The sequence below is a fragment of the Nocardia sp. NPDC058705 genome (assembly GCF_042749305.1).
Classification (GTDB): domain Bacteria; phylum Actinomycetota; class Actinomycetes; order Mycobacteriales; family Mycobacteriaceae; genus Nocardia.
Genome location: NZ_JBHYRN010000001.1, coordinates 245,812 through 260,397 on the forward strand (window position 1 = coordinate 245,812; position 14,586 = coordinate 260,397).

The following is a 14,586-nucleotide window of genomic DNA, read 5'->3' on the forward strand; positions in this document are numbered from 1 at the left end:
CCGGAGGGACAAATCCGTGTTCACACATTTGCGACGGGCCGCGTTGATCGGGCTGTTGGTTGTCGCCGGGTGCGCTACCAGTACCGAGGCGCCTGATCCCGGGTTGCCGCCGTCGGACGCGAGCGCGCCGGAGATCTCCGATGCGGCCGCTGTGCATCTGTGCGAGATGATGGCTCCGGATCTGGATACTTGGCGGGCGCAAGGGGCCACGGTTGCGCGGGTTTCGTTCAATGGCACGGTGCAGAACTGGGCGGTGCGCAGTGGGGGGATCAATGTCGCGGTGGCGCGTAATCGCGCGGTGATCGATACGGTGACGCTGAAGCACTGTCCTGACGTGCGGCAGCAGGCCGTGCAGGCTCTGGATGCGCCGGATCTGGCGTCAGCGCTCGCCGGAGTCTGAACTGTCGGGCACCGCGGCGGTTCCGCGGCGCCGGTCGCGCAGGACGAGCACGCCCGCTGCCACCGCCCAGATCGCCGCGAACGCGATGGCGCGCAGCAGACTCCAGTTGACCATCAGCATCACGATGGCGACGCCGCCGAACAGCGTCAACAACCGGGCGGTACTCGTCTGACCTTGCATCTTCAGATCATCCCACGTTCCCGAACTCAGCTCTCGACCCGCACGACCTCATCGCGGACAGCCGATCGGCGAGTAGCCCAGGCCAGCGCGGGCACGATCAGCAGTGCGATCCCCGCACCGAGATACGCCAGACCGGGGTAATCGGCGAACGCCACGATCACCCCGGACCCGAGCCCACCGCCGGCCCCCGCGATCGCGATCCCCACATCGACCGTGCCCTGCGTACGAGCGCGGGTCGCGACCGGCGTCGCGTCCGCGATCATCGTCGTCCCCGCGACCAACCCCAGATTCCAGCCGACTCCCAGCAACCCGAGTGCCACTGCCAGGGCTGCCACCGAACTCGGCGGAGCGAGGGCCGCCGCCAATCCGGCCGCAACCAACGTCGCGGCCGCTACCACCGCGACCAGCCCCGCCCCGAACCGGTCGACGAGCATCCCCGACAGCAACGACGGCAGATACATCCCCGCCACATGCACCGCGATCACGAACCCCGCCGCGCCGACGCCGTGCCCGTGATTCTGCATGTGGACAGGAGTCATCGTCATCACCGCGGCCATGACCAACTGGGTCACCACCATCACCGTCGTCCCGGCCACGATCGGCGCCGACCACCGCGTCGTCACGGCCGTCGCGACAACCTCGGTAGGTTCCTCGGCGATTTCCTTGGCGAGCACGAGCGGATCCGGCCGCAACAGCACCCACAACACCAGCCCGGCGAGCAGATAGGCCACCCCGGACAGCACGAACGGCCCTGACAAACTCGGAATGCCCCACCGCACAGCAAGATCCGACATCGGCGTCGTCAGATTGGGCCCGACCACCGCACCGACCGTCGTCGCCACCAGCACCATGCTGATCGCCCGTGCCCGATGCTTGGGTTGGGCCAGATCGGCACCGGCATAGCGAGCTTGCAGACTGGTCGCCGTGCCCGCCCCGTAGACGACCATCGAGACGAACAGCAGCGGCAAGCTCTCGGTCACCGCACCAGCCACCACCCCGAAACTCCCGAGCGCACCGGTCAGATACCCGAACGTCAGCCCGGCACGCCGCCCGGCCCGCTGCGAAATCCGCCCCACCGCGACCGCCGCCGCAGCAGACCCCACCGTGAACATCGCCGCGGGCAAACCCGCCCACCCGGTGGAGCCGAGCATGTCCTGCGCCAGCAACGCACCGACGGTGATACCCGCGGCAAGCCCCGCCCCGCTGAAGATCTGCGCCGCGACCAACACGTCCAGAATGCGCCGTTGCGCGGGATGCTCGCTCATGAGAACCAACAGTGCGCCATTGATGGACGCCGGTCCAGCTGTCGGGCACAGAAAGGTCCAGCGAGGACGAACCGGCCTGGTTCACCTCGCTAGCGCAGGTAGGGTCCGAGCTTGATGTCCACCGCAGACCCGACATCCTCCATCGACGTGATCGGCCAGATCCGGCCGGGCAGCATCGTCCCCGCGGCGGTCGCGTAACCGACGACATCGAGCGCCGCGACCCCGTTGTCGTCACGCAGAATTCCCGCCTCGGTGCGCACCCCGTCGGAGAACACCACATCGAACTCGTCGGCCATTCGATCAGCACGCACCACCACACCGGGAAACAGATGCGAATGGTCGACGGTGATCAGTCCGGGCTCGCCCATCGGCGGCCTCAGTGGCCACACGGATCGGTCAGATGCAGACCCTCACCGACCTTGATCCGGCGATGCTCGGCGAGGACGATCCCCACCCCGAACAGCAAACACACGCCGGTGAGGATGCCGGCGATCACCGCCCATCCGGCAAATCCGGAACCGGCGGCCGTCAGCGTGGCCGCGAGCATTACGATGCCGATGCCGACGAGCAGCAGTCCCGGCCAATTGAGGGAGTCCTGAACCAACTCCCCCGCATGCGAGCGCGTCGTGCGTTCGGTATCGGGGAACTTGTGTTGATGGGGGTCGACGTAATCGGTCATGGCACGTCCTCCTTTCAGCGAAGGTCCTCCCCATCCGGCGCGTACCCCCGATTCACTCGGGCAAACGGGCTCCCATCCTGCGTGTTCTCGCGAACCAGCACGAAGAAGTACGGATCCGGGAAGTTCCGGTAGTCCATCAGGCCCAATACGGTGTCGTCGTCGACCCGCCGGAACACATCGATGATCGGCAGATGGTCGTACACCATCGCCGTGGTGACCACGCCACGGTGTTCGACCGCCCGCAGCCGGGCCCGGTATCGGCGACTGCGCAACGCCGGTTTCAACACCCCGAGCAATCCCCGACCCCGCTCGACCACCGCGGTCGGCACCTTGCCGACCAGGCCCAACGGCACTCGTCGCGGATCGACAGCGAACACATCACCGGCGCTGTCGCGAAACAGCAGCGGATGCACACTGTCGACACCGTCGAACTGCTTGCCGTACCACCCGGACGCCACGAGCAGCCCATCCATTGGGTGCCCGGTGGACAGCTCACGTCCACGCCACCGGCCGCTGAGCTCCGACACCGGAGCGAGGCTGTCGAACAGGGCCAGCGCCGCTTCCCTGGAGCAGGCGGGTTCGAGTGCGGTGAGTGCGTCCGTCATGCGAATCCTTCAGGCAGTCGCAGCGCACCGGGAGCGGAAGCGGGCACAGCGGGACGAACAGGAACGACCGGGTTGATCCGCTCGTAGGCCGCACCGAGGTCAGGTCGCGGATCCGGCTCACCCTTGTTCGGCCAGAACGCCATCGCACGCTCGGCCTGCGCGGTGATGGTGAGCGACGGATTCACCCCCAGGTTGGCGGTGATCGCACTGCCGTCGGCGATGTGCAGGCCGGGATAGCCGTACACGCGCTGGTACGGGTCGATCACGCCGGTCTCACGGGAGTCACCGATCGTGCAACCACCGATGTAGTGCGCGGTCGCGGGAATATTGAAGATGTCGGTGGCGATATTGCCGGTGATGGCGTCGGATTCGGCCGCGTATCGGCGGGCGATGTCGTGAGCCAGCGGAATCCACTCCGGATTCGGCTCCCCGCTGCCCTGTTTGGTCACCAACCGCTTGCCCTTCATATACGAGGTCAGCGAATTGTCGAGAGACTGCATGACCAGCAGGATCACCGACCGCTCCGACGCACCATGCGCGTTCTGCGAACGCAAGAATTGCATCGGGTGCAACACCATCGTCAGCAGCAACCGCAGGAACCGGAACGCGCCACCGTCGACCATCGGCACCGTCTGCAAGAACAGCGCGTTCTGCCCCTTGCCGTAGGTGCACACCTCCACGTGCGTCTGCGGTTCCGGATGAATCGAGGACGTGATCGCCACGCCCTGCGCGAAGTCACGCCGCGACTTACTGGTGACTCCGATGATCGCCTCGGAATTGCTGCGGGTCAGCTCACCGACCCGCGAGGACAGCTCGGGCAGCGTGCCGTCACCACGCAACTTGTGCAGCAACTTCTGCGTGCCCAGCGCCGCCGCCGCGAACACCACCTGCTGCGCGGAGAACGTGCGCCGCTGTTTGCGCACAAAACCATTCGATGCCACCGTCTCGACGCGATAACCACCCGCACCATCGGGCGCCACCGAGGTCACCGTCGTCAGCGGATGTACCTGTGCGCCATTGCTTTCCGCCAGATGCAGGTAATTCAGCGTGGTCGTGTTCTTGGCATTGTGCTTGCAGCCGGTGAAGCACTCCGAGCAGTGGATACAGCCCGCCCGCCGCGGACCCGCACCACCGAAATACGGATCGTCGACCTCGACGCCTTCGGAACCCTCGTTGAAGAACACACCCACCCGGGTGCGATGGAAGGTGTCGGCGACCTTCAGGTCGCGCGCGACCTGCAACAGCACGTCGTCCTTCGGCCCGACCCGCGGATTCTCGACCACACCCAGCATCCGCGCGGCCTGGTCGTAATACGGCGCGAGCTCGGACTTCCAATCGGTGATGTGCGCCCATGCCCGATCGCGATAGAACTCCGGCAGCGGTTCGTAGAGCGTGTTGCCGTAGATCAGCGACCCGCCGCCCACACCCGAACCGCTGAACACCAGGCACTTGCCGAGCGCGCTGATCCGCTGCGGTCCGGTGAGGCCGAGGCGCGGCGCCCAGATGGCCTTGGGAACGTTCCAGTTGGTCTTCGGATAATCCTCGGCATTCCAGCGCCGGCCCGATTCGAGAACACCTACCCGGTAACCCTTTTCGGTCAACCGCAGCGCGGTCACGCTCCCTCCGAAACCGGAACCGACGACGATCACGTCATAGTCGTAGTCACTCACCGCGCCATCACCTCGTAGTCGGCGGGGTCGAACCGCGCCTGCTGCTTGTACTGGATGCCGAGCAGTGGCCAGTTGGTCGTGATCCGGCCGTCCGCCTGGCGATACCACGACGAGCACCGACTCCACACGCTGCCGGTCAGCTGCGCCTGGATCCGATCGTCGTAGGCCTTCTCCACATCCGGACGCACGGTCAGCGCGCGACCCGACGCCGCGAGATGGGTGACATAGTCGCCGAGGTACTTCGCCTGCGCCTCGAGGAAGTAGATGATCGAGCCACCACCGGTATTGGTGTTGGGGCCGTACATGATGAACAGGTTCGGAAAGCGCGGCACGGTCATGCCGAAGTAGGCGTGCGCACCGCTGTCCCACTCCTGCGCGAGTTCTCGGCCCTGCGCACCGGTGATCGTCATCGGTGCCAGGAATTCGGTGGTCTTGAAACCGGTTCCCCAGATGATCACGTCGACCTCATGGTCGCGTCCATCGGCGGTACGCACCCCCGACTCGGTGATCTCGGCGATCCGGTCGGTGGTCACCTCCACATTCGGTTGAGCCAGTGCCGGAAGATAGTTGCCGGAGAACAGGATCCGCTTGCAACCCACTGGATAGTCCGGCCACACCTTCTCGAACAGACCCGGCTTGGCCTTGGTCTGCCTGCGCATATGCCACTTCGACATCGCCTTGATCGCGGCGGCGAGCGGTTCGGCGTAAACCCAGGCGACGCTGAGACCTTCGACCACGCCGTACCAGGTACCGCGTTCGGCGAGCTCGGTCACCGGCAGTTTCTCGAACACCCGCTGATGCCGCGCGGAGAACTCACGATCCATGCGTGGAACGATGTAGGGCGCACTGCGCTGGAACAGCGTCAGCTTCTCGACCTGCGGTTGGATCTCGGGAACGAACTGGATCGCACTCGCCCCGGTGCCGACAACGGCAACACGCTTGCCCGTCAGATCGACATCATGATCCCACTCGGCAGAGTGAAAACTGCTGCCGCCGAACCTGTCCCGCCCTTCGATCGACGGTAGCGCGGGCCGCGACAGCTGACCGACCGCCGACACCAGCACGTCGACCACGACCACTTCCCCGCCACCGAGCCGGACCGTCCACTTCCCGGTCTCGTCATCGAACGCGGCGGCGAGCACCTCGGTGCCGAAACGGATATGGCGGCGCACATCGTATTTCTCGGCGACATGCCTGATGTAGTCGAGAATCGCTGGCTGGCGCGAGAAGCGGTGCGGCCAGCGCGGATTCGGCTCGAAGGAGTAGGAGTAGAACGGCGACGGCACATCGCAGGCGGCACCCGGATAGGTGTTCTCCCGCCAGACACCGCCGACCTCGCCGGCCTTCTCGAACACGACGATGTCGTCGAAGCCGCGCTTCTTCAGTTCGATCACGGCCGCCAAGCCGCCGAACCCACTGCCGATCACTGCGATGGACGGGGTCATGAGATCCCTTCTGGAACAAGACGGGCACAGGCGCCGGGGTCGCCACTGAACGGAAAATGCCCGCAACCGGGGTGGGAGATCTGCGTCATCGCAGCCCTTCATCCAGATAAACAGTTACTGCGTACGGTTTCTTGATTGCATCAGCTCGATCCGCCACCGTCAAGAGGTGACTGCCGACACATTTTGCCCAATCCATCGAATCTTGTCGGCAGCACGTACGATTTCTCAGGTGACCGTGCAACCACCACGCCGCACCCAGGCCGAACGCCGGGCAACCACCCGCGCGCGAATCCTGGCCTGCACCGCCGAATGCCTGCTCGAACGCGGCTACGCGGCAACCACCGTGAGCGCGGTCCAGGAACGCGCCGGACTCGCCCGCGGTACCGTGCAGCACCACTTCCCCACCAGGGCCGAACTGCTCATCGCCGCCACCACCCAGGTCGTCGATACCCGGCTCGAACAGTTCCGGCGCGAGGCCGAACTCCTCCCACCCGGACGCGACCGCCTGCAATCGGTCGTCGACCTGGCCTGGCGCGACCTCAACAGCCCCACCTTCTACACCGCGCTCGACCTGTGGGTCGCCGCGCGCACCGACACCGAACTCCGCGACCGACTCGTCACCGAGGAACGTCGCGTATTCACCGAAATGCGCAGGCTCTACCTCGAAGTGCTCGGCGAACCGTACGCCTCGGATCCCCGCGCCGAGGTCCTGGTCGAGTTCACCATCGACCTGCTCACCGGGCTGTCGATGACCGCCATGCTCACCGGCACACTCGGCGAACGCGAAGCGGTGCTGCGCCGATGGAAGCGGGCGCTGGCCGTACTCGTCGGACAGCTACCGAGCGAGGAACTGCTCGACGGAAGCCCGCTGCCGGCAGCGGCAGACCCGGCGTAATCACCCAAAACGGCGTCCGAAAATCAGTTTTCTGACTATTCGGAGGCAGATTGCACGATTACGCCGGATTACTTTCGCTGGTCTGCACCCCGGACAAGCCGTTCCAGCACAACGCGACGACAGTGTCGACGGCTTCCCCCTTCGGGATCGGACGACCCGCGTCGAGCCAATGCCTGGCCGCGAGGTGGCTGGCACCGACCACGCCGAACGCGCACGCGTACGCGCGAACGTCATCCATGCCCGCCGCGCGGAGCTCGGCACTGACCAGCACCGCGCACTCACCCATGGCATTGCGCACCCGCCACCGCACGCACGGTTCGCTCGGCACCGGCGACTCGAAGACCAGGGTGTGCCCGCCTGCGTCCTCGTCGACGAAGTCGAAGTAGGCCAGCACCGCGCGGCGCACCTTGTCCTCCTGCCCGTGTGCGTCGGCCAGCGCATCGCGGATACCGTCGACCATTCGATCCAGATAGCCCTGCAGCACAGCCAGGTACAGGTCGAGCTTGCTCGCGTAGTGCGTGTACAGCACCGGCTTGCTCATGCCCGCCCGGACGCTGATGTCGTCCATGCTCGCACCGTGGTAGCCCTGGACGACGAATATCGCACGCGCGGCACTGAGTACCGTGAGTCGTCGCTGGGTTCGGGCCGGTGTCTCGGCGCTCTCGACGTCGTTGTAGAGAAGTGTCATGAGATATCCGAGGAGACCCGCTCGAGCAGGAAGTAGAAGTATTCGCCCTCGGCGAGGACCACGTCGGGCCGTCCGTTCATGATGCCCATCAGCGTGGTGTCGTCGAGCCACTTGAAGTGGTCGAACACCGGGCGGCCGTCGTAGACCATGGTCGCGGTGATCTCGCCGCGGAACTCGATGTTCCACAGGGTCGCTTCACCCTGTCCCAGTTCGACATTCGAGAACAGGTCACCGTCCTCGTCCCGGCAGATCAGCGGCTTCGCGTCGTCGAGGGCGAGGAAATTCTTTCCGTACCAGCGGCTGGCGGGCAGCGCCCTGCACAGCGGATGACCGGTCTGGAAGGCATCGCCACGCCATTCACCGAGGATGTCCTCGGCGCGGGCCGGACGCAGCCGGGTCCACAGCTGATCCAGATCGGCGGTCGTGACGTCGGCTTGCTCCCTGAGCTGCTGCCACCGTGGTTTGTCCGCGCTCATCAAGCCCTCGTCTCACATATTCCAGAACCATCCGGTTCCGCATTCGACCATAGTTCCGAACCCGACAGTTCATCAACCGCATCGAGGCCGCCACACCCGCCTACCCCGGCGCCTGCCGGCACCTCTCCAGCGACGAGCCCCACCTCGAACCCCCTGTCCTCTATGCGTCTTTAGGAGTTGATTGCGTGTTGATGCTTGGCCACAAGACCGGAGTGAGATCCATGTGTTGATGCGCATATGTACGTATCATGATTAATTATCTGCAATGAACACCCCCGGGGCCACCCCCTGTCCTCATCACGAGCACGAATCAAAGTCCCAGCGCCCCTTGGTCTCCCCTCCGCCACCGGCGCGACCGACAAGCCCCGCTCCCCCACCTCCGAGCTCTACTCACCCGCTGCGCAAAGCACCTCCCCTACCCGACAGCGAGCGCCAGGCCCGCCTGAGAGTCGTGCGCGGGTGGCTGGGCTGATCCTCGTCGGCTGTCGCTCAGCCAGTCCCGTGGGCTACTCGAGGAGCCCCAGGTCGGTGAGGTCGCGGACGTATTTGGTGATCAGATCTGCTGGTAGGTGCGGGATGTCGTGGTCGGGGCCGAGTTGTGCGGCGCGGACGGCGGTTCGGAAGTTGTCGGCGGGGAGCGCCGAGCCGGGTAGGGGGCGGCCGGGGTGGCGATAGGCCGCCAGGACGGGGAGGAGGGTGTTTTTGCGTTGGGGTTCGGGGAGGGTGCGCAGGGCGGTTTCGAAGCGGGTGAACCACTCGTTGTAGTTGTCGATACGGTCGATGTGGTGGCCTGCTTCGGTCAGCCAGTCGACGAAGACGTCGAGGGAGATGTTGTCGTCATGGGGGTTGACGACGTCGTAGGTGCGGTAGCCGCTTGTCGCGGCGGCGCCGAGTTCGGTGATCGCGGTGGCGACGAAGTCGGCTGGTAGGCCGTCGTAGTGGGCACGTTGACGTTGTCCGTGGGAATCGGTGCGGTAGAACGACTTCGGAGCTAGCCCGGTGACGAGCAGGCTGAGCAGGAGCCGGGTGAAGACGTCGGGGACGTTGAGCTGGCCACGGAAGTGGCTGTGCGCCAGGATCATGTCGGAGCGGAAGACCGTGACGGGTAGCCCGAAGCGCTCGGCTGCCTCACGCAGCAGAACTTCGCCCGCCCACTTGCTGTTGCCGTAACCGTTCGCGTAGTTGTCGTCCAGTCGGCGAACCGGGCTCATGGTTCGCACGTCACCGTCCTCGGCGAAGGACTCCCCCTGCGCCGCGACGGCCACCGTCGACAGGTAACTCACCGGCTTGCGGGTGGTTGTCAGCGCCAGGCGAAGGATCTCGGCCGTGCCGACCACATTCGGGCCGAACAGCTGGGAATACGGGAGCACGTGGTTCACCAGCGCCGCGGAGTGCACGATCAGATCGACCTCGGCGGCCAACCGGTCCCATACCGACTCTGGCAGACCGAGATTCGGTTCGCCGATGTCACCGGGCAGTACCTCGAGAGCATCCTTCGCGAGGAGCTGGAAGTGGTCGCTGAGCTCGGGGTCGCTGGAGAAGGCCGCATCGAGACGCGCACGGGCTGCGGCTACCTCGCCACCACGGACCACGCAGATCACCGTGCCGCCCACGGGGGCAATCCGTTCGAGCCAGGCCAGCAGGAGGAACCGGCCGAGATAGCCGTTCGCGCCGGTGATCAGGACCGTCTTCGCCGGCGTGGCGGCGGGCACCTGCGCAGCCGAGGTGACGTCGAGGAACTTCTCGAGCGTCAGGTCGGTCGCACGGATTTCGGTCGCCGCGGGGCCGTGCACCGCATCGGAATCGGCTCTGCGCGTGCCGGGTTCGCGTTCACGCCGCACGTAGTCGGCGATGCGACGCAGGTCGCTGTCCGGTCCGAGCAGCACGTTCACCGGCACTTCTACCCCGAGGAGTTCGCGCAGCAGGGTCGAATACGACAGTGCGGCCAGCGAATCCCCGCCGAGATCGCCGAACCGCGCGTCCGGGCTCAGGTCGGAGTCGCCGCCGAGCACGGCGCGTGCGGCACGGGCGACGGTGTCGTACACCGGCAAGCCCTGGGCGTCGCGACGCAGGCGCAGAAGTTCGTCTTCCTGACCCTGCGCGAGGTCGGCGTAGAGCTTTTCGAGGCGGTCGCCGTAGCGCTGTTTCAGCTTGGGCCGCAACAGTTTCCCCACCCCGGACAGCATCCCGTCGACCGTCGAGAAGGGTTCGATTTCGATGAGGAAGTCACGCGGAATCTCGAACGGCTCCAGCTCGGCCGACACGGCGGCGCGGTGCAGCGACGCGCTCACCGCCGCGCGCAACTCGTCGGCGGATCCGGCCAGCGCCGCCTCGGTCGGCACCACGACCGCCAGCAGATAGGACCGTTCGCTGCTGCCGTACACATAGATCTGGCGCACCAGATCCGCGCCCGCGAACACCGCTTCCAGCCGAGACACCGTCACGAACTCGCCCTGGGAGAGTTTGAGGACGTTGTTGCGGCGGTCGACATAGGCCAATCGATCCGGCGCCAGCTCGGCGACCACATCACCGGTGCGGCAGAAACCGTCGGCATCGAAGACCTCGGCGGTCACCTCGGGACGACGGTAATATCCGGCGATCATGGTGGTGGTCTTGAGCAGCAACTCACCGCGCGGATACGGCTTGTCGGTCCCGAAATAGCCGAGCTCGGGCACGTCGACGAGTTTGTAATCCAGCACCGGCGGGCGCATCACCTTCGTATCGAAGATCACCCCGCCGCCGGTCTCGGTGGAGCCGTAACCGTCATGCAGACGCAACTGCAGCACCGATTCGACGAAGGTGCGCAACTCTGGCGCGATCGGTGCGCTGCCGCACAGCGCCGACATCAACCGGCCGCCGAGGAACTGTTCGCGCAGTTCGGTTTTCACCGTGTCGCCGCCCTCCTCGACCTCGCGACGGAACCGCTGCAGGATCATGTCGCACACCCTGGGCACCAGGAAGATCTCGGTGGGCCGCACCAGGGTGATGTCGGTGAACAGCGTGGACAGGTCCGATGCCGCGGCGAAGTACGCGGTGCCGCCGCGAGCGAGCACGCTGTTGAGGGTGAGCCGGGCGGCGATGTGGCTCATCGGCAGGAAGTTCACGTTGATCGCGGTCAGTGGCCGTGGCGGCTGCCAGCCCACCGCGACCAGGCGCTGGGTGTACATCGCGCCCTTGGGGGTGCCGGTGCTGCCCGAGGTGTAGATCAACAGCGCGAGGGGGTCGGTACCTTCGGCGGGCACGTGCAGCGGCGCCGGTTCGGCGAGACGGCCCTGTTCGATGGTGTCGTCGAGGGTGGTGGGTACGAGAGCAGATCCCTCGGTTCGCAGACGGGTTCGAGCTCGGGCGAGAGCATCCTGGTGATCGTCGTCGTCGGCGTGATGGTCGAACACGATCAGCGAACGCGGCGTTGCGCCGGCCAACACCGCGTCAACGGCGACATCCAGGTGCGCGGTGTCGACCGCGAACACCGTCGGTTCGGTCTCGTCGAGGATCGACCGCAATTGTTCGAGTCCCGCGCCCGCTTGCAGCGGCACCGCGACCCCGCCGAGGTGGATCGTGGCGAGATCGAGCACGGTGTAGTCGGCACTGGTGAATCCGAGCACCGCGACGAAGTCTCCCGCGACGATGCCGTCGCGCTGCCAGGCCGCGGCGAGCGCGCGAGTGCGCTCCCACACCTGGCCGTAGGTCAGTAGATCGAACTCCGGCAACAACTTTCGGGTCGACCGTCCACCCGATTCGACCAGTACGGTACGGCGGGTGCCCAGCGCCGGACGGTCCGCGTAGGCGGTCATCACGGTCTCGACGATGCGCGCCGTCGCGAGCCCGGGGGTGGTCACGAGGGCGTGCACATCCGCGTCGGGCCGCGCCGCACGGATCTGCTCGTCTTCGGCGAAGAGCGATCTGATGCGATCCGCCAGGTGCCCGGCGTCGAGTTCGACAGTCACGCTTCACACCTTCGAATGCCTTGCCACGCGGTACGTCGCGCGGAATCCGGGTCGACCAGCACGCGCGGTGGGTGGTCGATGATGCAGGTGGTTCGCCGGTCGGCGGTGTAGGGCGTCCAGGGCGGCAACGGTTGTCCGGTGCGCGCGAAACTCAACCAGTTGTCCTGGATGTAGTCCTGGACGGCGAGGAACGCCCGCCGACCGCCTGCCGCTGTCATTGCGCGACCTACCGGACCGTCGACCCAGCCGAAGACCGGAACGAGGTCAAGCGCGTGGGTGGCGCCGAAACCGGCCAGATGCAGGGCGCGCGGGGCGTAGTCGTACCGATACGCGAACGTGGGGGCGTGGCGGCTGTGGCCCTCGAGAACGGCCAGCGTGGGGCGAAGGAAAAGGTGGTCGCCGCCGATGCGCACCGCGGTCCGTGCGGCCGGATACCCGCGGTAGCTGCCGGTCACCACCTGTTCGGCGCCGGGCTCGTAGCGTTGGAAGATGCTGGTGAGCTGTTCGGGTGTGTGCGGGACGGACTTGGCGAAACGCTGGAACAGCGTGGCCTCGTCACGGTTGGTGCCGATGATCAACGGCACCGGATGTGCCCGGCCGGCCGCGATCGCGTCCAGGGGTGCGTCCGGGAGGAAGTCGCCATCCGCGACGGGAGCGAAGGGATAGCTGCCGGGCTCCTCGCGCAGGGCTCGAGCCAACGCGCGGTCACCCGCCCGGCCGAGTTCCTTCGCGGGAACGGTGCTCAGCATCGTCGCCGCGTCGGCGGCGGTGGTGCCGAGTCGTTCCAGACAGCGGCGGGCGAACAAGCGAGCTTCGTCGGGCGTCAACGTCCAGTCCGCGGGTGCGCTCTGCGCGATCGCCCGATGGAACAGGCCTGCCGCCGACGGCGTCGCCAGCAGGCTGACCACGGCGTGGGCGCCCGCCGACTCACCGAAGATGGTGACATTGTCCGGGTCACCGCCGAACGCGGCGATATTGCGGCGCACCCATTCCAGCGCCGCGACCTGATCACGGAGACCGAGATTCGAATCGAAAGGTCTTTCGGCCGTGGAGAATTCGCTGAAGTCGACATACCCGAACGCGCCGAGCCGGTAGTTCACCGACACCACGATCACGTCGCCGCGCGCGGCCAGCCGGGCGCCGGAGTACATGCTCGACGTGCCGAGCAGATAGCCGCCACCGTGGAAGAACACCATCACCGGGCGCGGTGTCGGCGACGGTATCACCGGTGCGGTGACATTGAGCGTGAGGCAGTCCTCGCCGATCGGTTGCCAGGTGCGTGGCCCGACGCGGGCGCCGCTGGGGTTCTGCACCGCGGCGAAACCGAAGTCGGTCGCCGACCGCACCCCCGACCACGGTCGAACCGGCTGGGGAGCGCGCAGCCGTAGAGCTCCGAGGGGCGGGGCCGCGTAGGGCAGGGCACGCCATCGAGCGATCCGACGGCCCGCTCGACCGCGCACGACACCGTCGGCGCTCACGATCTCAATGGACGACATGTCACGAATGTACGTGGTACCCGCGGTACCGCGCAGGTGGTTCGCGCGGCGAAGTGTCTCGAAGTCGCATCGGCCTAGACTGGGCCGATGACCGGCGACGATCCGGAAACTGCGCCACTCGCGGCGAAGAACACCCGCGACATCGACGAACTCGACCGTCTCGTTTCCACCTGCCGCGCCTGCCCCCGACTCGTCGCCTGGCGTGAAGAGGTCGCCGTCGTCAAGCGGGCAGCCTTCCGCCACGAAGAGTATTGGGGTCGGCCCGTGCCCGGCTTCGGGCCCGCCGATGCGCGCATTCTCGTCGTCGGCCTCGCCCCCGCCGCCCATGGCGGTAACCGGACCGGCCGCATGTTCACCGGCGACCCGAGTGGCAACGTCCTGTTCGGCGCCCTGCACGCGGTCGGCCTCGCAACGGGCGCGCACCCGGTGAGCCGCGACGACGGCATCGAACTGCTTGGCATCCGGCTCACCGCACCCGTGCACTGCGCCCCGCCGGACAACAAGCCGACACCGGAGGAACGGCACCGTTGCGCACCCTTCCTCAGCCGGGAACTGGAGCTGCTCGGCCCCACGCTTCGCGTGATCGTCGTCCTCGGCGCCTTCGGCTGGCAAGCCCTGTTCACCGTCCTGACGGCAGGCGGCTGGAACGTGCCACGCCCACGTCTGCGTTTCACCCACGGCGCGCAGGTCGTTATCACCCATCCGGACGGCCGAGCGGTCACCGTGCTCGGTAGTTACCACGTGAGCCAGCGCAATACCGCCACCGGTCGGGTGACCCCCGCGATGATCGAGGACGTGCTGCTGCACGCGAAGACGATCGCCGAGTCCTGACCGGAATTC

14 protein-coding genes are annotated in these 14,586 nt (G+C 66.6%); 3 read left to right on the forward strand and 11 right to left on the reverse strand.

From position 1 onward, the window contains the following. The first annotated feature begins 16 nt into the window (after positions 1-16). Complete coding sequence (locus tag ACFW6D_RS01170) at positions 17-400, forward strand: hypothetical protein (RefSeq protein ID WP_379323516.1); 384 nt, start codon at positions 17-19, stop codon at positions 398-400. On the opposite strand, the gene ACFW6D_RS01175 is transcribed toward ACFW6D_RS01170, so the two are convergent. The 7 genes from ACFW6D_RS01175 to ACFW6D_RS01205 all read right to left on the reverse strand — a co-directional run bounded on the left by ACFW6D_RS01175 (position 380) and on the right by ACFW6D_RS01205 (position 6,244). Beyond that, entirely contained in the window at positions 380-580 is a 201-nt protein-coding gene (locus ACFW6D_RS01175; RefSeq protein WP_379323518.1) for a hypothetical protein, read from the reverse strand. The two genes, ACFW6D_RS01170 and ACFW6D_RS01175, sit on opposite strands and share 21 nt — an antisense overlap. A 26-nt stretch (positions 581-606) precedes the next feature. Then, on the reverse strand, positions 607-1,845 hold the full coding sequence (locus ACFW6D_RS01180) for an MFS transporter (RefSeq protein ID WP_379323520.1): 1,239 nt from the start codon (positions 1,843-1,845) through the stop codon (positions 607-609). A gap of 89 nt (positions 1,846-1,934) precedes the next feature. After that, entirely contained in the window at positions 1,935-2,213 is a 279-nt protein-coding gene (locus ACFW6D_RS01185; RefSeq protein WP_379323522.1) for a hypothetical protein, read from the reverse strand. Positions 2,214-2,221: 8 nt separating this feature from the next. Then, positions 2,222-2,524, reverse strand: a complete 303-nt coding sequence (locus ACFW6D_RS01190) for a hypothetical protein (RefSeq protein WP_379323524.1) — start codon at positions 2,522-2,524, stop codon at positions 2,222-2,224. A 14-nt stretch (positions 2,525-2,538) separates the two neighbouring features. After that, positions 2,539-3,129, reverse strand: coding sequence for a DUF4334 domain-containing protein (locus ACFW6D_RS01195; protein ID WP_379323526.1), 591 nt, complete (start codon positions 3,127-3,129; stop codon positions 2,539-2,541). Further along, positions 3,126-4,799 carry a GMC oxidoreductase gene (locus tag ACFW6D_RS01200; protein ID WP_379323528.1) on the reverse strand — a complete coding sequence of 558 codons (1,674 nt, stop codon included), beginning with the start codon at positions 4,797-4,799 and terminating at the stop codon, positions 3,126-3,128. Before ACFW6D_RS01200 ends, ACFW6D_RS01195 begins: the two co-directional genes overlap by 4 nt. Next, positions 4,796-6,244, reverse strand: a complete 1,449-nt coding sequence (locus ACFW6D_RS01205; protein WP_379323530.1) for a flavin-containing monooxygenase — start codon at positions 6,242-6,244, stop codon at positions 4,796-4,798. The genes ACFW6D_RS01200 and ACFW6D_RS01205 overlap by 4 nt, the downstream gene beginning before the upstream one ends. A gap of 229 nt (positions 6,245-6,473) precedes the next feature. Between ACFW6D_RS01205 and ACFW6D_RS01210 the strand changes: the two genes are divergently transcribed. Continuing rightward, positions 6,474-7,139, forward strand: coding sequence for a TetR/AcrR family transcriptional regulator (locus tag ACFW6D_RS01210; RefSeq protein WP_379323532.1), 666 nt, complete (start codon positions 6,474-6,476; stop codon positions 7,137-7,139). Between the two features lie 58 nt (positions 7,140-7,197). Here the strand turns inward: ACFW6D_RS01210 and ACFW6D_RS01215 are convergent, their stop codons facing one another. From ACFW6D_RS01215 to ACFW6D_RS01230, 4 genes are all read right to left on the reverse strand, one after another. Further along, positions 7,198-7,827, reverse strand: coding sequence for a TetR/AcrR family transcriptional regulator (locus ACFW6D_RS01215; protein ID WP_379323534.1), 630 nt, complete (start codon positions 7,825-7,827; stop codon positions 7,198-7,200). Continuing rightward, positions 7,824-8,303, reverse strand: coding sequence for a DUF4334 domain-containing protein (locus tag ACFW6D_RS01220; protein ID WP_379323536.1), 480 nt, complete (start codon positions 8,301-8,303; stop codon positions 7,824-7,826). The genes ACFW6D_RS01215 and ACFW6D_RS01220 overlap by 4 nt, the downstream gene beginning before the upstream one ends. A gap of 506 nt (positions 8,304-8,809) precedes the next feature. Then, positions 8,810-12,250, reverse strand: coding sequence for a carboxylic acid reductase (gene car, locus ACFW6D_RS01225; RefSeq protein ID WP_379323538.1), 3,441 nt, complete (start codon positions 12,248-12,250; stop codon positions 8,810-8,812). Next, on the reverse strand, positions 12,247-13,746 hold the full coding sequence (locus tag ACFW6D_RS01230) for a carboxylesterase/lipase family protein (protein ID WP_379323540.1): 1,500 nt from the start codon (positions 13,744-13,746) through the stop codon (positions 12,247-12,249). Before ACFW6D_RS01230 ends, car begins: the two co-directional genes overlap by 4 nt. An 87-nt stretch (positions 13,747-13,833) precedes the next feature. Between ACFW6D_RS01230 and ACFW6D_RS01235 the strand changes: the two genes are divergently transcribed. After that, positions 13,834-14,577 carry a uracil-DNA glycosylase gene (locus ACFW6D_RS01235; RefSeq protein ID WP_379323542.1) on the forward strand — a complete coding sequence of 248 codons (744 nt, stop codon included), beginning with the start codon at positions 13,834-13,836 and terminating at the stop codon, positions 14,575-14,577. The last annotated feature ends 9 nt before the right edge of the window (positions 14,578-14,586 follow it).

Coding starts and splice junctions, on each gene's coding strand:
- ACFW6D_RS01175 (WP_379323518.1), bottom strand. CDS start 580: ATGCAAGGTCAGACGAGTACCGCCCGGTTGTTGACGCTGTTCGGCGGC.
- ACFW6D_RS01180 (WP_379323520.1), bottom strand. CDS start 1,845: ATGAGCGAGCATCCCGCGCAACGGCGCATTCTGGACGTGTTGGTCGCG.
- ACFW6D_RS01185 (WP_379323522.1), bottom strand. CDS start 2,213: ATGGGCGAGCCCGGACTGATCACCGTCGACCATTCGCATCTGTTTCCC.
- ACFW6D_RS01190 (WP_379323524.1), bottom strand. CDS start 2,524: ATGACCGATTACGTCGACCCCCATCAACACAAGTTCCCCGATACCGAA.
- ACFW6D_RS01195 (WP_379323526.1), bottom strand. CDS start 3,129: ATGACGGACGCACTCACCGCACTCGAACCCGCCTGCTCCAGGGAAGCG.
- ACFW6D_RS01205 (WP_379323530.1), bottom strand. CDS start 6,244: ATGACCCCGTCCATCGCAGTGATCGGCAGTGGGTTCGGCGGCTTGGCG.
- ACFW6D_RS01215 (WP_379323534.1), bottom strand. CDS start 7,827: ATGACACTTCTCTACAACGACGTCGAGAGCGCCGAGACACCGGCCCGA.
- ACFW6D_RS01220 (WP_379323536.1), bottom strand. CDS start 8,303: ATGAGCGCGGACAAACCACGGTGGCAGCAGCTCAGGGAGCAAGCCGAC.
- ACFW6D_RS01230 (WP_379323540.1), bottom strand. CDS start 13,746: ATGTCGTCCATTGAGATCGTGAGCGCCGACGGTGTCGTGCGCGGTCGA.
- ACFW6D_RS01235 (WP_379323542.1), top strand. CDS start 13,834: ATGACCGGCGACGATCCGGAAACTGCGCCACTCGCGGCGAAGAACACC.